We start from the raw sequence: 25,779 nt of genomic DNA, 5'->3' as shown, positions 1-25,779 counted from the left end.
CTTCAAGACCTTCCCTCGATGATCAGTCGAGAACTTTCGCCTCTTGGGAGGCGAAAGTCGAGATACAAGGAGCGGCGGTGCGGCGATCCGACTTGCCCGCGATGCGCCGCGCGGGCGGCGCTCGATCTCAAGGGCACTGAAGATACAAAGGCGAGCGCCGCTCGATCTCAAGGGCGCTGAAGATACCAAGGCGAGCGCCGCTCGATCTCACCATCACCAAACAGCTCAAGCCATGCACCCCGCGAACACCACCCCCCCCCACATCCCCCAAGTAAATCAACAAGTTGTTGTAACTTTTCGTTGTACGCAGGACGCACATGACGCAGCATAGCCGCCCTTCACAGCTTTGAATGGACGACGGCTGCTGCCTGATTGGATGTCATGAAAACCCCTCCTAGCCCGCCTGCGCCGAGCAAGACGCTCTTCCGCTGGCAACGGGCCCCTCTGCAAAACAACCTTCACGCACTGATGCCCCAGTGGGGCGGACAGGCGCTGGAGATCAGCAGCCAGGACCTGGCGTCCAATGCCTCGTTCGTCAACTACGTGCGCCACCATCGCTTCACCGACCCCAACACCGGTAAACCGGTAGAAGTGGTGGAAAAATCAATTCGCAAAGTCGCCTTCCTCGGTAGCCAGGAGGCGCGGTTCCACCGCGCCGAGGGCATGCTGGCGGGAAGCACGCAGTTCCGTTACCCGTCCTGCCTTGGGGTAATCGAAACGCCCTGGGAGAGTTTGATCTTCACCGAGTTCGTGCGTGGCAAGCCGCCGCGCATGCAGGCGATTGCGCGGCAGTTGGCATCAGGTATCGCTGAGCTTGAAGACCTCAGTCACGCCTGGCTGCAGGCACAACCGCTGGGCAAGGCGCCCCTGCTGTGGAGCATGGACTTCTTCCGGCCGTGGTTCCTGCTGCGCCCGCGCTTCAATTTCGACCGTTGCCTGCCGGGGCTTGCGCAGTTGGGGCGGGAAGATGCGCAGTTTGCTGGGTTGGCCGAGCGCTTCGAGGCATTTGTGCCGCTGATTCGCAAGCTGGCCGGCGAGGCACGGCGCAGCCCGCGGTGCTTCAGCCATATGGATTACCTGCGCAAGAACCTGTTCGTGAACAAGGGGCAACTGCACCTGATCGACTGGAGCGAGGTGAAGGTCGGGCGGGTTGGCTTCGATGGCGGGGCTTACCTGGGTAGCCTGTTCCGGCGCAAGGATATGGGCGTTTTTCTGGCCGCGCAGAGCGAGTTTGTCGAGGCCTATCGCGAGGCATTGGCAGAGCGGTTTGATGAGGGGCAGGCGCTGGGGAATCTGCGTTATGTGTTCTTGCTGACTGCGTTGTTCCATTGCCTGCGGCCGGAGACGGTCGAAGAGTATCGCGAGCGCGAGCGGATGGGGATGTTGCGGGAGAAGTATGAGTATTTGCTGGGGGCATGCCTTGAGGGGTGAGGCGCGTTCGGTATCGAGCGGCGCCCGCGAAGGGCTTGCCTCAAGATCTTCAGCGCCCTTGAGATCGAGCGCCGCCCGCGCGGCGCTTCGCGGGGCAAGCCCGCTCCCACATTTGTTGCAACGTGCCATGGCCTGATAGGCCATAGTTGCCAGCCTTGTTGGCATGACGCGATGTTTCGGCTGGCGCTGCCGGCGCCCCGCCTGTCTTCAGCCATGCGCCAAGGCGGACAACCATGGCCTGACTGGAACGGCACGTTGCAACAAATGTGGGAGCGGGCTTGCCCCGCGATGCGCCGCGCGGGCGGCGCTCGATCTTGAGGGCGCTGCAACTCTACCGCCTAGCCATAGCGAATGTACCGCCAACCACCCTTGGCCCCGCCTACCCCTCAGCCAAGACGCGAATTGATATCAACGTGATGCCATTCATCGCCAATTCCGCATAATGTCTAATTTCTTTATACGAATTCGCTGTAGGAGGCGTCCTACAAATGTGAATTTGTATTAATATTCGCGTCCCAAATTTTTGGATCCTCAAGGGCACGTAAGCCCTTGTCATCTTCTTTGAATGGAATGCCGCTCCACGTTTATGGATGACGCGTCGCCTCGCCCACGTTTGCTGGTCCTGTCCAAGGGTGCCCAGCGCATCGCTACCTTGCCTGCCTTGTTGCCCGACTACGTGCTGCACAACGGTGCTGTGCGCGATGTCGCGACCACTGATTGGGTGATGGCGTGGGGCCGCAAGCCCAGTGCGCTTAAAGCCATTGCCGAGGCACGCAAGGCGGGCAAGCGGGTGCTTACGCTGGAAGACGGCTTTGTCCGGTCGGTAGGGCTGGGGGCCGATGAGCCGCCGCTGTCGCTGATCGTCGACGACGTGGGCGTTTACTACGACGCCAGCCAGCCCTCGCGGCTCGAGCAACTCATCGCCACGCCACTGGACGCCGAACAAACCGCCCGCGCCCAGGCGCTGCGCAGCCAGTGGCAGCAACAGCGCATCTCCAAATACAACGACGCACGTTTCGAGCAGCCAGCGCTGCCGGCAGACTGCGTGCTGGTGGCCGACCAGACCTGCGCCGACGCCTCCTTGCAGGGCGCTACGGCACAGGACTTCAACGCCATGCTGGATTCAGCACTGGCGCGCTACCCGCACAGCACCATCGTGCTCAAGGTGCACCCCGACGTGGTGGCCGGGCGCAAGGCCGGGCATTACGACCTGGCGGCGCTGGCCAGCAACCCGCGGGTACGGGTGCTTGCGCAAAATGTGCACCCGGCCGACCTGCTGCCGCGCATGCGTGCGGTGTACGTGATGACTTCGCAGCTGGGCTTCGACGCGCTGCTGTGGGGGGTGCCGGTGCACACCTGGGGCATGCCGTTCTACGCCGGCTGGGGCCTGACCGATGACCGCCTGCCAGCCCCTGCGCGGCGCCAGCCGGTGCCGCTGGCGCAGCTTGTTCACGCAAGCCTGGTGGCGTACCCGCGCTATGTCTGCCCCGAACGCGGCACGCCGTGCACGCCCGAAGTGCTGATCCAATGGCTGGGCTTGCAACGCCGCCACCGCAGTGTGCTGCCCGATGCCGTGCAGATGCTTGGTTTCAGCCGCTGGAAAGAGCCGCTGGCCGACCTGTTCTTCAATGGCGCGGCCATCCGTTTCGTCAAGGCCGAGCAACCGCTGACCCGTGATTTGCCGGTGGTGTCGTGGGGCTGCAAGCACGACGAAGCCCTGCACAACCACCCCCACCCCATCAACCGCGTCGAAGACGGCTTCCTGCGCTCGGTCGGCCTGGGTGCCGGCAAGGCGCGGCCGCTGTCGTGGGTGGTGGATGACCTGGGCATCTACTACGACGCCACCCGCCCTTCGCGGCTGGAGCGCATCCTCGCCAGCGAACCCTTCAGCCCCGAGCTGCTGGCCCGTGCCGAGGCCCTGCGCCTGGCCATCTGCCGCGCCGGGCTGACCAAGTACAACCTGCCCGGCGCCAGCTGGCAACGCCCGGCCGAAGCCGCGCGGGTGCTGCTGGTGACCGGCCAGGTCGAGGGCGATGCGTCGATCCGCTTCGGTGGCCATCAGATCCGCAGCAACCTGCAGTTACTGCGCGCGGTGCGCGAGCACAACCCGGGGGCGTGGGTGCTGTACAAGCCGCACCCCGAAGTGCTGGCCGGTACCCGCGCGCGCGGCGATGACGAAGCACAGACCGTGCACTGGTGCGATGAAGTGATCGGCGACACGCCCCTGCAGCAGCTGCTGGAAGTGGTCGACGAGGTGCATGTGCTGACCTCGCAATCGGGCTTCGAGGCGCTGTTGCGTGGGGTGCCGGTGACCACTTATGGCCAGCCGTTCTACGCCGGCTGGGGCCTGACCCGTGACCTCGACCTGCAGCCCGAGGTGCAGGCCCGGCGTAGCAGGCGCCTCAGCCTGGATGAGCTGGTGGCGGGGACGCTGCTGCTGTACCCCACGTATGTAAGCCGCATCACCAACCGCTTCACCACCGCAGAACAGACGCTTTACGAATTACAGCATTGGCATGCGCTACCGCAGCCGCAAGGAGCTACCTCCCGATGGCAGGACTTGAAACGACGCTTGAGCAGTTTGTTGGGCAGGAAGCGCCCGAAAAACTGAATGCACGGGCGGCGCGTGGTCCACTGCTTCGCATCCCCACCCATAATTTTTTGTTCCTGCAGGGCGTCAGTTCGCCCTTCTTCAACCGCCTGGCCACCGCCCTGCGCGGTATCGGCCAACGCGTGCACAGCGTGCGCTTCAACGTCGGCGACACCTTGTACGGCGCCAATGGCCCGTACCTGCGCTGCCCGCACCGGGCCGAGGACATGGACGCCTGGTACGCCCAGGTGTTCCGCCAGCTGGACATCACCGACCTGGTGCTGTTCGGCGACTGCCGCCCGGTGCATCGCCCGGCAGTGACGCTTGCGCGCTTGTATGGCGTGCGCGTGCATGTGTTCGAAGAGGGCTACTTCCGGCCCTACTGGGTGACGCTGGAGCGCGACGGGGTGAACAACCATTCGCGCCTGCCGCGCGACCCGCAGTGGTACCGCGAGGTGGGCAAGCACATCCCGCGTTACCAGAATGGCAATGCCTTCAAGCTGTCGTTCACTGCCCGGGCCACCCACGATGTGCTGTACCACGCCGGTGGCGCGCTGAATGCGCTGTGCTACCCGCGTTACCGCACCCACGCGCCGTACAGCGCGGCAGTGGAATACGCAGGCTTCGTGCGCCAGGGCCTGCGCCTGCTGCGTGCCCGCGTGCATGACGACGCACTGGTGGCCGAGGTGGCCCGCGAACGGCACCCCACCTTCCTGCTGCCGCTGCAGCTGGACAGCGATGCGCAGATCCGCGACCACTCGCCGTTCCAGAACATGGAGCAGGTGATCGAGCATGTGATCGACTCGTTCTCGCTCAACGCGCCATTCGATGCGCGCCTGCTGGTCAAGAACCACCCGCTGACGCCCGGGCTGGTCAACTACCGCAAGGTCACCGACCGGCTTGCGCAGCAGTACGGCGTGGCTGACCGCGTGCACTTCATGGAAAGCGGGCACATGCCGACGCTGCTGTCGCACATCGCCGGGATGATCACCGTCAATAGCACTGCGGGCGCCTCGGCGATCCTCCATCACCGCCCGACCTGCACGCTGGCCGAGCCGATCTACGCCATGCCCGGCCTGACCCACCAGGGTGGGCTGGACAGCTTCTGGATGCAGGCCGAAGCCCCGGACAACACCTTGTTCCAGCGCTTTCGTAACACGGTCATCCATACCACGCAGATCAACGGCGGGTTCTACACCGGCTGTGGCATCGACATGGCCGTGGCCAATTGCCTGGAAGTGCTGATGGCAAAAACTTCAAGAATCGAAAACTACCTATGAACCACACCGCTTCGCCCCGCTGCATCTTCATTACCGGCGCCACGGGCGGCATCGGTGGCGCACTGGCGCCCGCCTATGCCGCCCCGGGCGTGATGCTGATCCTGCAAGGCCGCCGCCAGGACCGCCTGGACGAAATGGCCGCGCAGTGCCGGGCGCTGGGCGCCGAGGTGCTGCTGGAACCCATGGATGTGCGCGACCTGGACGCCCTGCGGGCAATGGTGCGCCGCGTCAGCGAAGCGCATCAGCCCGACCTGGTGTTGGTGGGGGCCGGGCTCAATACCGCCGTCGGTGCCAATGGCGAAGCCGAGTGCTGGGATGACAGCCGCGCGCTGATGGAAGTGAACGTGATGGCCGCGCTGGCCACCGTCGAGGCCGCGCTGCCGGCCATGCGTAGCCGCGGCCATGGGCAGATCGCACTGTTCAGCTCGCTGGCCGGCTGGCGCGGCTTGCCGGTGACGCCGACCTACAGCGCCAGCAAGGCGGCGATCCGCGTGTACGGCGAGGCTATTCGTGATTGGCTGGCGCCGGAAGGGGTCAAGGTCAATGTGATCGTGCCGGGTTATGTGGAGTCGAAGATGTGCTTCGAAATGCCCGGGCCCAAGCCGTTCCTGTGGACCGCCGAAAAGGCCGCCAAACGCATCAAGCGTGGGCTGGCGGCAAACCAGGCGCGCATCAGCTTCCCCTTCCCGCTCAACCTGGGCACCTGGCTGCTGGGGCTGATCCCGCAGTGGCTTTCTTCGATGATCCTGCGTGGGCTTAAGTACAGTGATTGATGTTGCCTTGTTGCCGGTTGCCTTGGCCGGCCTGTGCCTGACCGTGCTGGTGGAACACCTGCTGGTACCCCGCCCTGGCCTGCGCCGCCCGGCCAGTAGCTGGCTGTTGCACACGGGCCTGTGGTGCGTGGGTTTCGGGCTGCTTTACGCCTTGACGGCGCGGCCGTTGTTCAGCGGTGTGAACCTGCTGTTGCTATGGCTGCTGGTGGTGCTGGTGAGCAACTCCAAGTACCACTCGCTGCGCGAGCCGTTCGTGTGTGCGGATTTCGAGTATTTCAGCGATGCGGTGAAGTTTCCGCGCCTGTACCTGCCGTTTTTCGGGTTTGGCAAAGCGGCGGTGCTGGCGGTCGGGTTTCTCGTCTACCTGTGGGCCGGGCTGAACTTTGAAGTGCCCAAGGCGCGGCTGGAGGCGCTGCTGCCATTGGCCGTGGGGCTGGGGCTGTTGCGTTTGGGGCATCGCCGGGTCACGCCCACGTTCAATGCCGAAAAAGACCTGCTGGCCTGGGGGTTGGCGGCCAGCTTGTGGCGGTACTTCTGGGCGGCCAGGGCGGCGGTCGACAAGGCTGCGCTGGGCTCGCCGTTTTCGGCCGAAGCAATGCCGACCTCTTCGCGGGGCAAGCCCGCTCCCACAGGTTCGGCATCGGACCTGTGGGAGCGGGCTTGCCCCGCGAAAGGGCCAACGCTGGCACAACCCAATCTGCCAGCCGACCTGGTCTCCATCCAGAGCGAATCGTTCTTCGACGTGCGCGACCTCTGGCCTGGCGTACGCCGCGAGGTCCTCACCCAGTTCGACCAGCTGGCCAGCGAATCCCTGGCCCACGGCAAACTGCAGGTGGCCGCCTGGGGCGCCAACACGGTACGCACCGAGTTCGCCTACCTCACCGGTATCCCGGCCGAGCGCCTGGGCGTGCACCGCTTCAACCCTTACCGCGTGCTTGCCCGCCAAGGCCTGCCGAGCATCGCTTCGCGGCTCAAGGCCCTGGGCTACCGCACGGTGTGCATCCACCCCTACGACGGCAGCTTCTATGGCCGCGACAAGGTGCTGCCGGCGTTGGGCTTTGATGAGTTCATCGACGTGCGGGCGTTCGACGCCTCGCAAAAAGCCGGCCCGTTCATTGGCGATTGCGCCGTGGCGGAAAAAATCCGCGCCTTGCTGCAGGCACCTGAACGCACTCAGCCCTTGTTCATCCATGCAGTGACCATGGAAAACCACGGCCCACTGCACCTGGAAAGCGTCAGCGACCACGAGCTGCCCAGCTGGTTCGACCGCCCGCTGCAACCGGGCATGACAGACCTCGCGCCCTACCTGCGCCACATCGGCAACGCCGACCGTATGCTCGGCATGCTGCGCGACACGCTGCTCGGCCAGCCCAACGAGGCGCTGCTGTGCTTCTTCGGTGACCATGTGCCGATTTTGCCCGAGGTGTACCAGGCCATCGGCGCGCCCGCAGGCGACACCGATTACCTGGTTTGGTCCAACCGCCGCCAGCCGGGCAGCCAGCCCTGCCCGATCCGCGTCGAGGCGTTGTCCAGCGCGTTGCTGGCGCAGGCCCAGGCACCGGTGGCCGGCGCCCGGCCGCGCACGGCTGCCGCTGGGGTCGCCTGACAACGTGGTGCATATCGTTCTGGGATCGGACCTGGCACCGGAGCGTGCCGCAGACCCTGCCCTGGCCCACCTGCTGAGCCAGGGCCGCGGCTCGCTGGCGTTTCTGCTCGGCAATGCGGCCTGCCGCCTGCGCCTGTTGGGCGGGGGCATTCACTGGGACCGTGTGCTGCTGGCCTTCGATGGCGAGCAGGCAGTTGGGTTTGCGGCGTTCAAGCATGGCCGGCGTGGGCCGTTCGGCTTGCACTGGCGGCCGTTTTTGCGTGAGTTCGGGGTGCTGAGCGGCGCGGTGCGGTTTGTCGGCTTTTGCCTGAGCGAGCTGCGCGAGTGGCGCTACCCGTTCCTGCTGTACGGGCTGCGGGTAGACAAGGCCGCGCGCAACCACGGCGTCGGCTCGGCGCTGGTGCAGGCCTGCTGCGCGCACGCGGCCAGCCTTGGCTTTGCCCACATCGAGCTGGAAGTGCCGCTGGACAACCCGCGGGCGCGGCGGCTGTACCTGCACAACGGCTTTGCCCTGCGGCGCAAGCGCTGGGTGCCGTTCCCGCCGGTGCGCGGCATGTGGCGGGTGCTGCCATGACCAATCCCCCGCAAACCGACCTGCAGGCGCTGGTCGAGGGCCCCGGCTGGGTTGGCATCATGTCGCAATGGGTGGCCTGGAAGGTGCTGCATTTGCCGCAGTTCCTCGGCCCCGAAGGCCCGCCCTTCTGGCTGTGGCGCCGGGGCCGTCAAGCGCCCAAAGGGCTGAAGGCCATCGCCGGCATCGGTTACAAGCAGTCGTCGGCCCATGCCCGTGTGCTGTGCCAGCGCTGGAACCTGCCCTACATCGCGCTGGAAGACGGCTTCTTGCGCTCGTCGTCGCTCGGCATCGAAGGCGACACGCCGATGTCGATGGTGGTCGATCCGATCGGCATCCACTACCTGGCCGATCGGCCCTCGTTGTTGGAAAACATCCTGCAGCAGCCCGAGGCCTTGAGTGAAGACGAACTGGCCTGCGCCCGCGCGCTGATCGCGCTGATGCGCAGCAGTGGCATCGGCAAGTACAACAACGCCCCGGACTTGCCCGCCGATGACCCGCTGGGCCGCGAGCGGCCGCTGGTGCTGGTGGTGGACCAGACCGCCGGCGATTATTCGATCCCTGGTGGCGGTCTGTGCGAAGCGGACTATGTGCGCATGCTCGACACCGCCCTGGCGGAAAACCCCGACGCCGATGTGCGGGTGCGCATCCACCCGGACTGCCTGGGCGGGCAAAAACCCAGCTGCCTGCTGGCGGCGGCCAAGGCCCGTGGGGTGACGCTTGAGGCACGCCCGGTCGCCTGGGCGTCGCTGGCCAGGCGTGCGCGGCGGGTGTACATCGGCACCAGCCAGGCCGGGCTCGAGGCATTGATCCAAGGCGTGCCGGTGACCTGTTTCGGGTTGCCGTTCTACGCCGGCTGGGGCCTGACCGACGACCGCATGGCCATCCCCCGGCGCCAGGCCCGGCCTGACCTGGTGCAACTGGTGGCGGCCGCCTACGTGCGCTACTGCCGCTACGTCGACCCCCTCACCGGTGCGCTGACCGACGCGCTGACCGTGGCCCGCCAGCTGGCGGCGAAAAAAGCCCGTGATGCCGAGTTTGCCGGGGCCACCACGGTGCTGGGGGTGAAGCGCCACAAGCAGCACAACATCCGCCGCTTCTTTGCCAGCCGTTGGGGCCAACTGCGCTTTGCCGTGGACGGGCCCGAGCTGGTGCGCCAGGTGGCGGCCGAACGGGGCCGGTTGCTGGTGTGGGCGGCGCGAGAGCCAGCGGGCCTGGCTGAACGCGCACAGGCCGCCGGCGTTCCGGTATGGCGGGTGGAGGATGGCTTCATGCGCTCCACCGGGCTGGGCGTGAACAACAGCCCGGCGTTGTCGCTGGTGCTCGACCGCAGTGGCATTCATTACGACGCCGCGTCTGCCAGCGACCTGGAGCAGCTGCTCGAGCACAGCGAATTCACACCTGCCGACCTTGCCGAGGCGGCCCAATTGCGCGCCCGCATCGTCGCCAGCGGCACCAGCAAGTTCAACCTGCGCCATGGCCCCTCACCCGCCCTGCTCGGCGCCCCGGGGCAGCGCCGGGTGCTGGTGGTCGGCCAGGTCGAGGATGACGCGTCGGCGCTGAGCAGTGGCGGCGGTGCCGGCTGCAACCAGCGCCTGCTGCAGCAAGTGCGCGCAGCGCTGCCGCATGCCTGGGTGCTGTACAAGCCGCACCCGGACGTCGAAGCCGGCAAGCGCCAGGGCCAGGTGCCCGCACAGCAGCTTGCAGTGCTGGCCGACCAGGTGCTCGCCGGGGCCGATATCGCAGGGTTGTACGGCCAGGTCGATGAGTTGCACACCTTGAGTTCTACCGCTGGTTTTGAAGCGCTGTTGCGCGGCCTGCCGGTGGTGACTTATGGCACACCGTTCTATGCCGGCTGGGGCCTGACCCGCGATCACCAGCCGCTGCCGCGCCGTACCCGGCGCCTGACCCTGGACCAGTTGGTGGCCGGCGCCCTGTTGCGCTATGCGCGCTATGCCGACGCCCAGCAAGCCCTGCCCTGCGATGCCTGGCACGCCCTCGCCTGCCTGTCTGCGCCACGCCCGGTGCGGCTGGCCGAACACCCGCGAGTGGCGCCGTTGCTCAATTACACCCGGACCATGCTCGGCTGCGGCCGGCCGCTGGCCCCGTCAAAGGACTAGACCATGCCTGTATCGATCAAGGGCGTCGGCCGCTATGCGGCATTGCCCTGGCATTGCCTGCAATTGGCTACCCACGCGAAATCCTTCGAGAACAACCCGGTGCTCGGCAGCGCCCGCCTCAACGCCTGGGGCCTGCACGTGCAGCGCCGGCAACTGGCCATGGCCATGGCCGGCTACCGCCGCCAGGCGCTGGCCGCGCGGCTGGATGCCGGCGAGCGCGAGCACTTCGAGCACAATGGCTTTTTCATCCGTGAAAACGCCCTGCCGGCCGAGCAGTTCGCTGCCCTGCGTGCCGAACTGGGGGCCCTGCGCAGCAAGGGTTGGGAAATGCGCCAAGGGCGTGCGGTCACCCGGCGCGTCAGCCTGGACCAGGACGTGCTGGCGGCCAACCCGGCCAGTGCGGCGTTCGTGGCGGACCGCGGGGTGCGCGACCTGATCGCCTATGCGTCGTCCAATACCGGCGGTATCACCTACCAGCTGCAGTCAATCGTGATCGACGCTGCCAATGCCGAGCATGACCCGCAAACTCGGTTGCACGCCGACACGTTCCACCCGACGGCGAAGGCCTGGTTGTTCCTGGATGACGTGGAAGATGACCAGGGCCCGTTCAGCTACGTGCCGGGCTCGCACCGCCTGACCCCGGAGCGCCTGGCCTGGGAATACCGCCAGAGCCTGGACGCCGCCCGCTCGCCCGAGCAGATGCACCGTGAAGGCTCGTTCCGCATCGACGCGCCGCAACTCGCCGCCCTGGGCCTGCCAGCCCCGCGGCGCTTTGCCGTGCCGGCCAATACGCTGGTGGTCGCCGACACCTCCGGCTTCCACGCCCGCTGCGCCAGCCACAAGGCCAGCCACCGGGTGGAGATTTACGCCAGCCTGCGGCGTAACCCGTTCATTCCGTGGCGCGGGGCGCACCTGTTTGCCTTGCCTTGGATTGCCAACCACCACATGCGGTGGGATATACGGTTGAAGCGGTGGATGGGGTTCGACAAGAAGAGCCACTGGCGGTTTGTGGAGCAGTTGAATGCTTATGAGGCGCCGTATATCTGAAGTGCCTGGCTGACTTCACCGGCCTCTTCGCGGGGCAAGCCCGCTCCCACAGGTATGCCGCTCACCTTGAAGGCGGCGGAGTATCGGTGGGAGATTACCCAGCCCTTCGGGCTGCGCTGTCGCACAGACAACAAAGCCCGCAAGCCCGCCGCAAACTCTGTGGGAGCGGGCTTGCCCCGCGAAGAGGCCGGCCCTGCTCACCCCAGCCGCGCCATCTCTTCGGCCACCACCGCCACGGTATGCCGAATCTGCTCTTCGCTATGCTCGCAAGACACAAAAAACCGCACCCGCGCCGACTGCTCCGGCACCGCCGGGTACAGGATCGGCTGGGCATTGATGCCCCTATCGAACAACGCACTGGACAACCGCCCGGCCTTGAACGAACTGCCGGTGATCACCGGAATCACCGCCAGCCCGGTGCTGGTCGCGGTGTCCAGCCCAGCCTCACGCGCCAGGCGCAGGAACAGTTCGCCACGTGCCTGCACCTGGGCAACCCGCTCACGGTCTTCGGCCAGCAGCTGCAGCGCCGCCAGGGCTGACGCCGTGACCGCCGGGGGCATGCCGACGCTGTACAGGAAGCCGGGCGCGAGGAACTTGAGGTGTTCGATCAACGCCGTGCTGCCAGCGATGTAACCGCCGCAGCTGGACAAGGTTTTGCTCAACGTGCCCATCCAGATATCGACAGCATCACCCGCCAGCCCGAAGTGCTCGCGGATACCCTTGCCGGTTGCACCCATCACCCCCAGCGAGTGCGCTTCGTCGACCATCAAAAACACTTTGTGCTTGTGCTTGAGCTCGACGAAACGCGGCAGTTCGGGGTAGTCGCCATCCATGCTGTAAATGCCTTCGACCACCACCAACACGCGCTCGAAATGCTGGCGCTGCTCGCCCAGCAGGCGGTCGAGCGCCTGCCAGTCGTTGTGGGCAAAGCTCAGCCGGCGTGCGCCGGACAGCTGGATGCCTTGCAGCACGCTGTTGTGGATCAGCTCGTCATGCACCACCAGGTCGCGCGGGCCGAACAGGTAGCCGATGGTGGTGACGTTGGTGGCATGGCCGCTGACCATCACCACCGCGTCATCCACGTCATACAGCTTGGCCAGCTCACGCTCCAGCTCGCGGTGCAGCGGGCGGTCACCCGATACCGGGCGGCTGGCCGACACCGAGGTGCCGTAGCGGTCGATGGCGGCCTTGGCCGCTTCGGCCACGCGCGGGTGGCCGGAGTAACCCAGGTAGTTGTAGCTGGCGAAGTTCAGGTACTCACGCTCGCCGATGCAGGTGTGCGCGCCGGCGGTGCCTTGGTGCAGGCGGAAGAACGGGTTGCTCAACCCCAGCCGCGCAGCACCTTGCTGCATCACGCGCAGCTGCTGGTAACCGGGGTGCTGGTCGAAGCGGTAGAACGCTTCGGGCACCTTCAGTGCAGCCTGCTGCGCCTGCTCCAGGGTAGCGCTTTGCGCCTCCTGCCCGGTGCCGTTGTTGTTGCGGCGCGCCAGCGCTTGCTGGATCAGGCGTTGCTTGGTGTCGCCAGCAAGGCCGGTAGGGGTTTTGGCAGTCATCTCTGGCTCTTAATCAATCAGACGGTTGGGCGCCACGCTGGCATCGGCCAGCTCGGCATTCAGCTCAGCCACCTGCTCGGCGCTAAGTTCGCTGCCGTGTCGGGCCAGCACGCTCTGCGCCAGCTGCTCTTCACCATTGCCGGCTTCACCACGCAACAGTTCAAGCAGGCGCACGCTGAGCTTATCGATACTGGAGCTCTCGCTGAGCTCCATCACCGGCAGGCGAATGCCGAAGCGCTCCTCCAGGGCGACCACCAGCTCCACACTCATCAACGAGTCCAGGCCCAGCTCCTGCAGCGGGCGCTGGGTGTCCAGGCGCGCAGGCGGCAGGCGCAGGATTTCGCACACCTCGTGCTTGAGCATCTCGACGAAACGCTCCAGCAACGCGGTGTCGTCCAGCTCGGCGAGCATGCGCTGGATGTCCTCACCGTCGTTGTCGTCGTCCTGATCGCCGCCGTGGGCACGGGCCAGTTCGATGAAACGTGGGGTGTTGGCGCTCGGCAGGAAGCGCGCCAGCGCCTTGAAGTCGAGCTCCAGCACACCCTGCCCGCTGTCGCCATCGAGCAGCATGGCTTCAAGCTGCGCCAGGGCAGCATCTGCACGCAATGCGGCGCCGCCCATGCGGCTTTGCAGGGCATCCTTGATCTGGCTGTTGCGGGCAAGGAAACCTACGTCGTCGATCGCCCCCCACAGCACAGCCGTTGCCGCCAGGCCCTGGGCATGACGGTGGCGTGCCAGCGCTTCGAGCCAGTGGTTGGCAGCCACGTAGTTGGCCTGGCCAGGGTTGCCGAACAGGGTGGTGGCGGACGAGAACATCACGAAGAAGTCCAGCGCCAGCCCTTGCGTCAGCGCGTGCAAGTACTGGGCACCTTTGGCCTTGGGCTCCAGCACACGTTGCATCTGCTCGCCGTCGAGGTTGCGGATCAGGCTGTCGTCAATCACCGTCGCGGCATGCACCAGGCCACGCAGCGGCCACGGGCTGGCGGCAATGCGTTCGAACACGCCGCGCAGTTGGGCTGCATCGGTGATGTTACAGGCCACGGCCTGCACATCGAGGCCTTGGGCATGCCACAGCGCCAGCTGCGGCTGCGCCTCGGTGCTGGCCGGGCCACGGCGGCCCAGCAGCACCAGGTGACGGGCGCCCTTGTCGATCAGCCACTGCGCGGTACGCAGGCCGAAACCGCCGAGGCCGCCGGTGACCAGGTAGGTGGCATCTGCCGCCAGCTGCAGCGCACGCTGCGGCTGTTCACGGGTGTCGACGGTTTGCTCGATGGGGTTGCCGTAGGTAACGACCACCTTGCCGATCTGCCGTGCCTGCTGCATGTAGCGGTAGGCTTCGACCACCTGGTTGGCGTCGAACTCGCGGAACGGCAACGGGTGCAGGATGCCCTGCTCGAACAGCGCCATCATTTCGCCGAACAGCCGGCGCGTCAGTTGCGGGCGTTCGCTCATCAGCTGGTCGGCGTCGATGCCGAAGTAGCTGATGTTGTTGCGGAACGGGCGCAGGCCGATGCGGGTGTTCTGGTAGAAGTCGCGCTTGCCCAGTTCGAGGAAGCGCCCGAATGGCTTGAGCACACGGAAGTTGCGGTTGATCGCCTCACCAGCCAGCGAGTTGAGCACCACGTCGACACCCCGCCCACCGGTCGCCGCCAGCACCTGGTCGGCATAGGCCAGCGAACGCGAGTCGTAGACGTGGTGCACGCCCAGCAGGCGCAGGAAGTCGCGCTTCTCGTCGCTGCCGGCGGTGGCGTGGATCTCCGCCCCCAGCCATTTGGCGACCTGGATGGCGGCGATGCCGACGCCGCCGGCGGCGCCGTGGATCAGCACCTTCTCGCCCGGCTCCAGACGCGCCAGGTGATGCAGCGCGTAGTACACGGTGAAGAAGGTACTCGGAATAGTAGCGGCTGCTTCGAACGACATGCCTTCAGGGATGCGCGCCACGGCGTTGGCATTGGTCACCAGGCGGTTGGCGAAACTGCACGGGCCGAAGCCGACCACGCGATCGCCCGGGGCGAGGTCGCCAAGCACTTCAGCGCCTTTGCCCTGTACCACGCCTGCAAACTCGAAGCCCAGGGTGGGGCCGGAGAAACCGTTCTCGATGGCTTCATCGGACAGCAAGCCGAGGGCGAACATCACGTCGCGGAAGTTGAGGCCGGTGGCGCGCACCGCGATGTCCAGCTCGTCGGGGGCAGGCTGGCGCGGCTCGCGCACTTCCCAGCGCAGGTTGCGCAGCTGGCCGGGCAGGTCGAAGCCCAGGCACACCCACTGTGCGTCGGAAGCACGGGCTGCCTTGGCATCGCCCAGCACACGCAGGCGTGGCACGAAGCGGCGGCCCTCGGCGTCGAGGGCAAGCTCGGTTTCGCCATCGGCGTTCAGCAGTGCCGGCAGCGCCAGCTCGACGGGTGCGTTGTGGGCCAGGTCGAGCAAGCGAATGCGGCAGCTGGCCGACTCGTTGGCCAGGGTACGGCCGAAGCCCCAGAAGGCGGCGTCGGCGATCGCGTCGACATCGGCAGCGCTGTCGGCAGCGTACAGGTGCTGGGCAGCGCCACGGCTGAACAGCCAGCACTGTGGGGCGATAGCCAGTGATTCGCAGGCCTGCACCAGCGCGGCAGCCTGCAGGCAACGCTGGGCTTGGCCATCGAGGCCGGCAGTGCTGTCGAAACCGGCCAGGTGCGCGATGTGTTCGGGTGCCTGGTCGAGTGCAGCCAGCTGGGCGGCGAGCGCCTGGGCATCACCCGGCAGCAGCAGGCTGACCTGCTGGCCCTGCTCGCGCAACTGCGCGGCCAGGCGCTCTGCAGCGCCCTGCCCGGCTTCGGCCAGCAGCGCCCAACGCTGTACAGCCACGGGGGCTGCAACCTGCGCGGCATGGGCCGGCTTGTCGGCCAGCAGCAGGTAGCTACCGCAGGCATTGCCCGGCAGTGCGTCGAGGGTTCGCAACCCGGTCAGGCCGTGGCGTTGCAGCTCGTGGCTCCAGAACGCCGGGCCCTGCTGACGCGACAGCGCCTGCTCCGGGCCTGCCAGCCACCAGTCAGCCTGGGCACCGAAGACGAAGTCGGCCCAACGTGCCGGGTACTGCCCCAGCAGCGCCAGCTGGCCATGCGGGTTGAGTTGCGCGCTGGCCTGGCGCAGGGCATCGCCCACGGCGGCCAAGGCGCTGAGGTCGGTCGGCACCAGCACCCAGTCGAAGCTGCCAGCCTCGGCCAGTTGCTCATGGCCGAGCACGTTCAGCGCCGGGCAATCGTCGCGCAGGCGTTGCTCCAGGTCCGGTTCGGCTACGCAATACAGGTAATCGATACGGTCGAAATCGAGCCCGGCATACAGCAGCTCGGCAAACGATGCGCCGCCAAAGCCGAACTCCAGCACCCGCAGGCGCTGCCCGGCCGGCAGTTGCGCCAGGCGCGCAGCCAAGGCCTGGCCAATGCCGGCCAGCACGCGCTGCTGGCCGGCTGCACCGAGCACCAGGCGGGCCAGGCTGGCACCGCTGGTTTCCCGTGGCAGCAGGTTTTCGAGCGCCTGGCTGGTATCCAGCAGCGCCGCCAGGTGGCGGCCGATACGGCCCACCGAATGGATGATCTGGAAGTATTCCGGGTAGCTCTGGAACAGCTCCTGCCAGATGGCTTCGGACGACGGGCGCTCGCCAGCGTCGGCCAGCAACCAGCTGCCATCGGCGCTGCGCCGCAGGCTGCCATCGTGTTCGGCATGGCGCAGCAAGGCGGCAAGGAAATCGCCCTGCCCCTGCGACCACAGCGCCACCTGCTCGGCGCTCAGGCGGCCACCGGCCTGCTCGACCAGGTCGAGCACAAAACTTGCGCACAGCACGTCGAGCAGCGGCTCGACCTCGTTCAGGTAGCGCACCTGCGCCGGCTCATCCGCCAGGCTGCTCAGGGCGTCAGCCAACGGTGTTGCGGCCACCGCATGACGCGCCAGCGGCACTACCGCCCCCGGTGCCGCCAGGCCGACATGGCCCAGGCGCTTGATTTCGCCGCTGCGGTCGTACTGCAGGCGCACGGCACGCAGGCGGGCTTCCTTGATGGCCAGCACGGCGTCGCCGTTGCCGTCGAACAAGGTCACATCCACCAGCAAGGAATGCTCGGTGCGCTTGAGCTGACGCACTTCGGCCAGCACCGGCACGCCGCCGGCCTTGGTGAAGGCGATACGGCCCAGTTTGACCGGGATGAACGCCAGGCCGTTGTTGCGCCACGGGCGGCTGGCCAGCAGCTCGGTAATCAGCTGGAAGGCCCCGTCGAGCAACGCCGGGTGTACATGCAGGCCGGCCAGCTCGGCTTCGATGCCCGCAGGCACGGTGAGTTGCGCCAGCACCCGCTGACCCTCGACCCAGGCGGCCGCCACGGCCTGGTAGGCCGGGCCGTAGTTCAGGCCGACGGCGCAGGTCAGGGCCAGGTGCTGCTCGGCGCTGAAGTCGGCCGGGCGCTGCGGCAGCGCCGGTGCGCGACCGCCCAGCAGCACACCGCAGGCTTCGCCCGGCAGGCGCGCCACCACGTGCTGCACCCAGTCTTCACGCTGGGCCAGGGAACGCGAGGTGATGCGCAGGGTGCCGTCGGCCTCTTCGACCTGTACGCGGACCTTCTTGCTGCCCTCGCTGCTCAGCAGCAACGGGTTGTGGATTTCCAGCTCTTCGATGTCGACGAACTCGCCCGGCTGGTGCAGTTGCGCCACGGCCAGCGCCAGCTCGGTAAAACCAGCGCCCGGGAACAGCACGGATTCGCCAACCTTGTGGTCACCCAGGGTCGGGAACAGTTGGGTATCCAGGCGGTTTTCCCAGGTCAGTGCCTGGTCCACCAGCGGGTAGCCGAGCAACGGGTGAACGCGCTCACGGCTCAGCGTGCCAAAGGATTCGGCGCTGACCGGCAACTGGAAGTGATCACGCTGCCAGGCGTAAGTGGGCAGGTTGACCGGGCGACCAGTGACCGGGAAGCGCGCGGGCCACTGCGGCTCGACACCGGCAAGCAGCAGGCGCGCGACGCAGCGCTCAAGCAGCTGCGGGCTCGGGTCGTTGCGCTTGAGGGTGGCGACCACCTCGCCCGCCTGCTCGCACTGGGCCAGTACATCGGTCACGTAGCTGCGCAGGATCGGGTGCGGGCCGACCTCGACGAACAGGTTCAGGCCGCTGCGCACCAGGGTGTCCAGCGCGCCCTGGAACAGCACCGGGAAGCGGATGTTCTGCCACCAGTACTCGCTGTTCAGGCGCTCGCCGGCCAGCTCGCCGCCGACCACGGTGGAATAGAACGGGGTGTGCGTGGCACGCGGGCGGATGTGCGCCAGGTCGGCGACCACCGCCTGTTCGATGGGGTTCATCGCCGGCGAGTGGAAGGCGTAGTCCAGGTCCAGGCGGCGGGCGAACACTTGGCGCTCGGCCAGGGTGTGTTCCAGCACGGCCAGCGCATCGACCTCACCGGCAACGGTGGCACCACGGGCGCTGTTTTCGCCGGCGACCACCACGCGGCCTTCCAGCTTCAGCTCGGCAATCAATGCTGCGGTGGCTTCGCCCGAGAGGCCGACGGCGGTCATCTGGCCGGTTCCCTGGGTCAGGCCTTGCAGGCGGCTGCGGTGGAAAATGACCTGGGTGGCATCCTCCAGGCTCAGCGCGCCGCTGGCCCAGGCCGCAGCCACTTCGCCCACGCTGTGGCCGATCACCGCCAGTGGGCGAATGCCTTCGGCAGCCAGCACACGGGTAACCGCCACTTGCAGGGCGAACAGCGCCGGCTGGGCGATTTCGGTACGTGCGTAGCGGCCTTCGCCGTTGTCGCCCAGCAGCTCGGCACGCAGCGAGTAGCCTGCCAGCGGCTGGAACAGCGTGTCTACTTCATCGATGGCAGCGGCGAACAGCGGCTGGTCGAGCATCGCCCGGCCCATGCCCTGCCACTGCGACCCGTTGCCGGAATAGACGAACACCGGGCCACTGGCCGCCTCCAGCGCCTGGCCGGCTTCGAGCACGGCGCTAAGCTCGCTGAGGGTTGGGTCCTGTGCGTAATCGTCCAGTGCCTGGGCAGCCTCAGCGGCGTTGTCGCAAACCAACAGCAGGCGGTGGGCGTGGGCATCGCGGCGGAACATCGCCTGGTAGGCGACATCGTAGTAATCGGCGTCGCCATGCTCGGCCAGGTAGGCGGCAAAACGCTCGGCGGTGGCGCGCAAGCCCTGCTCGGTCTTGGCGCTGAGCAGCAGCGGCACCCGTGCGGCCGTGGTTTTTTCGGCTGCGGCTTGCACAGGCTGCGGGCTTTGCAGAATGACGTGGGCGTTGGCGCCGCCAAAGCCAAACGAGTTGACGCCAACGGTCAACTGGCCTTCGCGCTTGAGCGCCAGCGGTTCGGTGACCACCTGCAGGTTGAGGTCGCCGAAGGGGATGTTCGGGTTGAGCGCCTTGACCCCGATGGTCGCCGGCACGGTGCGTTCGGCCAGACAGTTCAGGGCCTTCATCAGGCCGGCGACGCCGGAAGCGGCCTCCAGGTGGCCGAGGTTGCTCTTGACCGAGCCGATCGGCAGCGGGTTGCCGGCGCCACGCGCCTGCCCCAGTGCCTCGCCGATGGCGCGGGTCTCGATTGGGTCACCCACCGAGGTACCGGTGCCGTGGGCTTCCAGGTAGTCCAGTTGCTCGGGGGCGATGCCGGCCTTGGCGTAGGCCTGCTTGAGCAGCGCCGCCTGGGCTTCGGCGTTAGGCAGGGTGAGGCTGGACTTGCGCCCATCGGTATTCACCGCACTGGCCGCGACCACCGCGAGGATGGTGTTGCCATCGGCCACGGCCTGGTCATAGTCCTTGAGCAGGAACAGGCCACCCCCTTCGGAGCGCGCGTAGCCATCGCCGTTCTCGTCGAACGACTGGCAACGCCCGGTGCGCGAAAGCATGGTGGCCTTGGAGAAGATCATGAAGCCGAATGGGTGCATGTGCAGGCTGATGCCGCCCGTTACCGCCTGGTCCACATCGCCGCTGATGATCGCCTGGCAGGCCTGGTGGAAGGCCACCAGCGAAGACGAACAGGCGGTGTCGATGGCCATGCTCGGGCCACGCAGGTCGTAGAAGAACGACAGCCGGTTGGCAGCGATGCTCATGGTGTTGCCGGTGGCGGTGGCGCCATCGATCGAGGCCATGTCATCGACCAGGCGGTAGGCTTGCTCGACCGCGGCGATACCCAGGTACACACCACAGTTGCTGCCACGCAGGCTCGACGGCTTGACGCCAGCGTTCTCGAAGGTTTCCCAGCACATTTCCAGCAGCATGCGCTGCTGCGGGTCCATCATCCCTGCCTCACGCGGGGAGATATTGAAGAACCCCGCATCGAACGCACTGACATCGCCCAGCGTGCCAGAGGCAAAGGTGTAGCTGGTGGCAGGGTTGGCCTTGTCCGGGTGCAGGAACTCGGCCTTCTCCCAACGCGACGCGTCAACCTGGGTGACCAGGTCACGCCCTTCCATCAGGTTCTGCCAGAAGCTTGCAGTAGTAGAGCCGGGGAAACGGTACGAACAACCAACGATTGCAACCTGTCTACGCTTAATCAAAACCCATTCCTTTAAAACTCATCGGGCACCGTCCCATCCTGCGGACAGCCGGCATGCCTGGCCTTGCCATGATTCTGGCTGGTCGTTGTGTGTCGCTGATGATCGTGTGGTATCTGAAGCTGCTTTGCACGCTGGGGGGCTGGACACTGGGTCGAGAGGGGGGCGTGGGGTGGGTTCAGATTTTGTGACGGGATGATACGCGGGTTGGGGGGGTGGGAAAAGGCTGCGGTGGCGACTGGGGCGTGCGGTGCCAGGCATTGCCCCCTTGCCATTGGCGCCGCCAGGATACCTCAGCGTTGCAACTACCCCTCTCCACCTTTGCAGATGGAGGCTGTCGCCAAACGCTTTTTGGTGCCGCCCTGTACCAGTCAGGCCATTTAACACCCTTGTCAGGGTCGCCCTATCCAGTATTATTGCTCGCCTCCAGCCCAGGCGACTGGCGACCGCCAGCGATTAATCATTAACGGGGTCTGAGCGGGTGCTGCGCGTGCCGAACCATAAGAAAAATAGATTGTGCGGTAGAGCCGATCCATACGGGCAAACGGATGGCCAAGACCGAAGATAATCGGCATAGGGAGATAAAGTTGAATAATTGGTTAAAGAAATCCCTGGCACTTTACTCTGTCAACGGTCTTAATTTCGTTCTGAATATTCTCATTATTCCGATTGTTGTCTATTTTATCGGATTTGATGGCTACGGATTTTATTCCGTTTATATTGTTTTATCGAGTACATTACTGTTTTTGGACTCCGCGCTATCTAAGTCGGTGGTCAGCAGCGTTTTTTCGGCAAATGACCAACAGCGTGGCCAACTCATCAGCTCATCCCGAACAGCTTACCTCACAACCGGTGTAGTGCTGCTTCTAGCGACCCCAATGCTTGCGCAGGGCATTTCACTATTATTCCCTTTGCGCACCGACCGGCTGGACTTGGCTTACTGGATTGGCGCTGCAGCGCTGATCGAATACGTGCTCGCATTGCCTGGCCAGTATTTTCAGATGCTCAATGTACTGAATGCCAGGCACTTCACCTACGCGCAATATCAATTATCCATCCAGTTGAGTCGTTTTTTTACAGTGGCTATCGTCGCCGCGGCCACGCAGCAAATCGAGTGGGTACTTGCCGCTATTCTTCTGCGCAAGATCCCCGACTACCTCATCCTCTGGCTGTTCTGGCGCAGGCAGGGGGCCGAGCCGGCAGGTGGGGTGGCGTGGAACTACGTAGCCAAGCTCTTCCGGCAGGCGGCGCCGATCGTGGGCGTTGCTCTTTTACAAGTGCTCAGCACCGAGTTCATTTCTATCTATATCAGCCACGCCTATGGTGCTGAGACACTGGGCAAGTACCGATCCGTTTATGACGTACTGAACAAGATCTGGTTTGTTGCCACACTCTATCCGGTACTTGTCTACCCCAGGATCTGTCAGTGGTTGGCCGATGAGCGACAGCGGACATGGCTGCAAGGCATGATCGCCAAAATCAACCTGGGTAGTGCACTTGCATACGCGGTCCTCACGCTGATTGGGCTGATTGTGTACCCCTTTCTGTCGCAGTGGTTTCCGCCCTTGCAGGCCGCAGCTCCATTCGCCGCAGGGTTGCTGTCAGGCATCTGCATGTCGGGGCACGTACGCCTGGGTTACGAGTTTCTTCAGGCTCAAAAAGACGCTGGCACCGCCTTGCTGATCAATCTGTTATCACTGGCAGTGGGAGCGGTCACGTTGTTTGCATTCCAAGGTGAAGGAACACGTGAAATCGGTTTGGCCTGGTTTGCCTCTCAATTCCTCGCCGTAGCCATTGTGGACATCCGCAACGGGGCACTGCTGAAGTCAGCATGGTTCAAGTCTCTGGTGGGGCTGCTACCTTGGCTCGGCGTCGGCATCGGCGTGATGGCTGCATCATCAAATAACGGTATGGCGGCGGTGCTGACAGCACTGCTCCTGCTGGCGGTATCAATGAGCTGCCTCGCGCTTCTGGCGATGCGGTTGCGTGTTGTCAGGTGAGATGGAATGAGCAAGATGAACTTCGTTGTTATCGGCGCTGCACTGATAGTTTTCGCGTCGGTTGCAACAGCACTGCGATTTGGCAGCATGCCCATAGGCATAGGGGAAGTCGCAGTCATACTGGCCTTTATTTGGGCCCTGCGTTATAGAAAAGCCATGCTTTACATTCAGCATCCCATCATGCTGTTCTGGATGAGTTTTATTGCCACTGTCGCAGTGGCCATGGCGGTCGGAACACTCAAAGGGGCCAGCTCCCTGCATACCGCTGCCGCCTATTTGTACGCTGGGTGCTTCTCACTTATGGCACTCGCCTGCCTGGAGCAGGTGTCAAAACAGCAGTTCATCAGCTTCATCAAAGCGCTGTCGATCATACCGGGGATTATGCTTTTCATACCATTTTTGTGTTTTCTGACCGACTCCACCGACCTGGCAGCGCTGTTCGGCATTAACACCGAGTACCCTTCTCGCTTGTCCGCATGGTCGACCAACCCTAACCAGCTCGCCCTACTGTTGCTGCCTGTTCCATTCTGGCTGCTGGCCGTCTACCGAAACACGAAGTGGCAGGGCCTACACTGGCTTCGCTATTTCGGGCTGCTGTGGGCGTTCTTCTTTCTGGGCATCAGTGTGCGCAGCGATGCGCTGCTGCTGGCCTGGATCATCGGCTTGCCGGTGCTCACCGCTGTAGCGTGGGCCTGGATCAAACCCTTCAACTGGAAACTGTTCGCCACTACCCTTGCTGCGTTTGTGTTGGCTTTTGGGGCCTTCAAATTCATGATCGACGGACCTGGGCGCGAGCATCTGGCCAAGACCGAAGCGGTTGTCGTAGGCGCCGTCAGCTCGCTGTTTGGCGAGAAGCCCTCACAAACCAGCGGTCGTACGTTCGCGCCAGGGAAATCCGACTCTGTAATGGGTGTGGGTTTTGATCAGAACAAAAGCGGTGTACGCAAAACGCTGTGGATCCATTCCTACGAGGTGTGGCTGCAGTCCCCACTCATTGGGCATGGCCCAGGGGCATTTTCTTATCTGGATGACCCGGCAAAAAAGGAAGAAGCTCACAACCTGGGCTTCGACATACTGACTCAAGCTGGCATAGTCGGCGTGCTACTATTCGCTGCGCTTTACCTGTGGTTGATGTTCAAGGCCTGTCAAGCTCGGGACCCTTTTTCGTTGACAGTTCTTGTCGTGCTGCTGATTTTTTCGGGGGCTCACTTCATGCTCCGACAACCCGTATTCAGCCTCTACATGATCATCTGCGCCCTTGCTGTCAAACAAGGCATCTTCACTGCCTTGCGAGAGAAACCTCAACCCAACTGATCACCAAGGATTGTGCTATGTGCGGTATTGCAGGGTTTTGGCACCCAAACAGCCAAGGTAGGTATGACGGGCTCACCGCGCTGGCCCGCATGACTGACGCCATTATCCACCGCGGCCCGGATGACGCGGGCGCCTGGGATAATGGCGCCGGGTTGTTTCTTGGCCACCGCCGGCTATCGATCGTCGATCTGAGCTCGGCAGGCCACCAGCCCATGGCTTCAGCCAGTGATCGCTATGTCATGGTTTTCAACGGTGAGATCTACAACTTTCGGACATTACGCAATGAGCTTGAGGCCTCGGGGCCACTCCCCTGGCGTGGCCACTCGGACACCGAGGTCATGTTGGCAGCTTTTGAGCGCTGGGGGATTCAGCAAACGCTGCGCCGATTGGTTGGCATGTTTGCCTTGGCCTTATGGGACCGCAACAGTGAAACACTGACGCTGGCCCGCGACCGAATTGGCGAAAAGCCCCTGTATTACGGCTTTCAGAACGGCGCACTGCTATTTGCTTCGGAACTGCAAGCGCTCGAAGCCCATCCTGGCTTCGATGCGGCCGTCTCCCGTGACAGCCTGGCCCTGCTACTGAAATATGCATATGTTCCGGCGCCCCAATCCATTTACCAAGGCATTCACAAACTGCCCCCAGGCACATGGCTGACACTTGACCGTGCGGCACTGGCCGACGGCATGACCGGCACGCCCCAGCATTACTGGGAAATGCCAAATGTCGATGCCAGCTCACGCGAAACTTGCTCGGATGACGAAGCAATCGAGAAGCTCCATTCGCTGCTGCGCACCACAATCAGTGAACAGATGGTCGCGGACGTGCCATTAGGGGCGTTTCTATCCGGCGGCATCGACTCGACATTGATCGTCAGCCTGATGCAGTCGCTGTCGGAGCAGAAGGTCAAGACGTTTACCATCGGTTTCGATAACCCGGGCTATAACGAAGCGGAACACGCCAAAGCAGTTGCTCGCCATCTTGGTACAGACCACACCGAGCTTTACGTAACGGGTACTGATGCACTGAATGTGGTACCAAAACTGCCTGAGATTTACGGCGAGCCCTTCGCTGATTCCTCACAGATTCCCACCTACCTCGTATCGCAAATGGCGCGCAGCCATGTGACAGTGAGCCTGTCCGGTGACGCTGGGGACGAGCTATTCGGTGGCTACAACCGTTACCAGTATCTGCCCAAGGTGTGGCAAAAACTGGGTGGCCTCCCAAGCCCGGCACGCAAACTCGCCGCGCGGATGATCGAATCGGCCTCCCCCGACCGCTGGGATTCTATAGCCAATGGCCTGGGGCCAATCACACCGGCAGCACTGCGTGTGCGCTTGCCAGGTGAAAAGCTGCACAAGCTCGCAGGGGTGATGCGCCACGATACATCTAGCCAGATGTACGACCATGTGGTGTCGCAATGGCAGAACGCAGCCGACGTAGTCATTGGAGCCAGCTTGCCGGAGTTTCCGTCCGTTGGCAGTAGCGATTTCGCCGCATGGATGATGCGACAGGACTCATTAACCTATCTGCCAGACGATATCTTAGCCAAGGTCGATCGTGCCGCCATGGCCGTAAGCCTGGAAACCCGAGTACCGTTCTTGGACCACCGTATCGTGGAGTTCGCCTCGACGTTGCCCATGTCGCTGAAAATCCGCAACGGTAATACCAAGTGGATTCTGCGGGAGCTACTTTATCGCTATGTTCCCCGCGAACTCATCGAACGCCCAAAAATGGGTTTCGGTATTCCGCTTCACGACTGGTTGCGTGGCCCGCTGCGCGACTGGGCTGAGTCATTGCTTGACCCTCAGCGTCTTGCAAAAGAAGGTTATTTCAAACCTGGCGCTATCCGCGCGGTTTGGGAAAAACATCTGCGCGGGCAAGGCAACTATCAGCAACAACTATGGCCGGTACTGATGTTCCAAGCTTGGCTCGACAAAAAACGAGCCATCTGAATATAAGCAGTCACTACTTTGAGGTATGTC

13 protein-coding genes are annotated in these 25,779 nt (G+C 64.4%); 11 read left to right on the top strand and 2 right to left on the bottom strand.

All coding sequences use genetic code 11. From position 1 onward, the window contains the following. Positions 1-381: 381 nt before the first annotated feature. The 8 genes from ABEH27_RS23990 (at position 382) to ABEH27_RS23955 (ending at position 11,418) form a co-directional block, all read left to right on the top strand. Complete coding sequence (locus ABEH27_RS23990; RefSeq protein WP_346615950.1) at positions 382-1,431, top strand: phosphotransferase; 1,050 nt, start codon at positions 382-384, stop codon at positions 1,429-1,431. A 586-nt stretch (positions 1,432-2,017) separates the two neighbouring features. Continuing rightward, positions 2,018-4,042: a capsular polysaccharide biosynthesis protein gene (locus tag ABEH27_RS23985; protein ID WP_346615949.1), complete on the top strand. Its 2,025-nt coding sequence runs from the start codon at positions 2,018-2,020 to the stop codon at positions 4,040-4,042. Further along, entirely contained in the window at positions 3,982-5,301 is a 1,320-nt protein-coding gene (locus ABEH27_RS23980) for a capsular biosynthesis protein (protein ID WP_346615948.1), read from the top strand. The genes ABEH27_RS23985 and ABEH27_RS23980 overlap by 61 nt, the downstream gene beginning before the upstream one ends. Further along, entirely contained in the window at positions 5,298-6,074 is a 777-nt protein-coding gene (locus ABEH27_RS23975) for an SDR family NAD(P)-dependent oxidoreductase (RefSeq protein ID WP_346615947.1), read from the top strand. The genes ABEH27_RS23980 and ABEH27_RS23975 overlap by 4 nt, the downstream gene beginning before the upstream one ends. A gap of 7 nt (positions 6,075-6,081) precedes the next feature. After that, positions 6,082-7,680 carry an LTA synthase family protein gene (locus tag ABEH27_RS23970; RefSeq protein WP_346615952.1) on the top strand — a complete coding sequence of 533 codons (1,599 nt, stop codon included), beginning with the start codon at positions 6,082-6,084 and terminating at the stop codon, positions 7,678-7,680. A gap of 4 nt (positions 7,681-7,684) precedes the next feature. Then, positions 7,685-8,254, top strand: a complete 570-nt coding sequence (locus ABEH27_RS23965; protein ID WP_346615946.1) for a GNAT family N-acetyltransferase — start codon at positions 7,685-7,687, stop codon at positions 8,252-8,254. Continuing rightward, complete coding sequence (locus ABEH27_RS23960) at positions 8,251-10,371, top strand: capsular polysaccharide biosynthesis protein (RefSeq protein ID WP_346615945.1); 2,121 nt, start codon at positions 8,251-8,253, stop codon at positions 10,369-10,371. The genes ABEH27_RS23965 and ABEH27_RS23960 overlap by 4 nt, the downstream gene beginning before the upstream one ends. A 3-nt stretch (positions 10,372-10,374) precedes the next feature. Beyond that, positions 10,375-11,418, top strand: coding sequence for a phytanoyl-CoA dioxygenase family protein (locus ABEH27_RS23955; RefSeq protein WP_346615944.1), 1,044 nt, complete (start codon positions 10,375-10,377; stop codon positions 11,416-11,418). 197 nt (positions 11,419-11,615) lie between these two features. On the opposite strand, the gene ABEH27_RS23950 is transcribed toward ABEH27_RS23955, so the two are convergent. Continuing rightward, positions 11,616-12,971: an aminotransferase class I/II-fold pyridoxal phosphate-dependent enzyme gene (locus tag ABEH27_RS23950; RefSeq protein ID WP_346615943.1), complete on the bottom strand. Its 1,356-nt coding sequence runs from the start codon at positions 12,969-12,971 to the stop codon at positions 11,616-11,618. Positions 12,972-12,980: 9 nt separating this feature from the next. Next, the gene (locus tag ABEH27_RS23945) at positions 12,981-20,483 is read right to left on the bottom strand and encodes an SDR family NAD(P)-dependent oxidoreductase (protein WP_346615942.1); all 7,503 of its coding nucleotides are present in this window, start codon (positions 20,481-20,483) and stop codon (positions 12,981-12,983) included. Between the two features lie 545 nt (positions 20,484-21,028). On the opposite strand from ABEH27_RS23945, the gene ABEH27_RS23940 reads away from it, so the two are divergent. Genes ABEH27_RS23940 through asnB form a run of 3 tightly spaced genes read left to right on the top strand, consistent with a single transcriptional unit; the run spans position 21,029 to position 25,749 of the window. After that, entirely contained in the window at positions 21,029-22,480 is a 1,452-nt protein-coding gene (locus ABEH27_RS23940; protein ID WP_346615941.1) for an oligosaccharide flippase family protein, read from the top strand. Between the two features lie 6 nt (positions 22,481-22,486). Next, a complete protein-coding gene (locus tag ABEH27_RS23935) occupies positions 22,487-23,794 on the top strand; it encodes an O-antigen ligase family protein (protein ID WP_346615940.1) in 1,308 nt (435 codons plus the stop codon). 17 nt (positions 23,795-23,811) lie between these two features. After that, the gene (gene asnB / locus ABEH27_RS23930; protein ID WP_346615939.1) at positions 23,812-25,749 is read left to right on the top strand and encodes an asparagine synthase (glutamine-hydrolyzing); all 1,938 of its coding nucleotides are present in this window, start codon (positions 23,812-23,814) and stop codon (positions 25,747-25,749) included. Positions 25,750-25,779 lie beyond the last annotated feature (30 nt).

Source organism: Pseudomonas sp. P39-UII1, assembly GCF_039672635.1.
Lineage (GTDB): Bacteria > Pseudomonadota > Gammaproteobacteria > Pseudomonadales > Pseudomonadaceae > Aquipseudomonas.
This window is presented reverse-complemented; position numbering and strand designations above follow the sequence as displayed.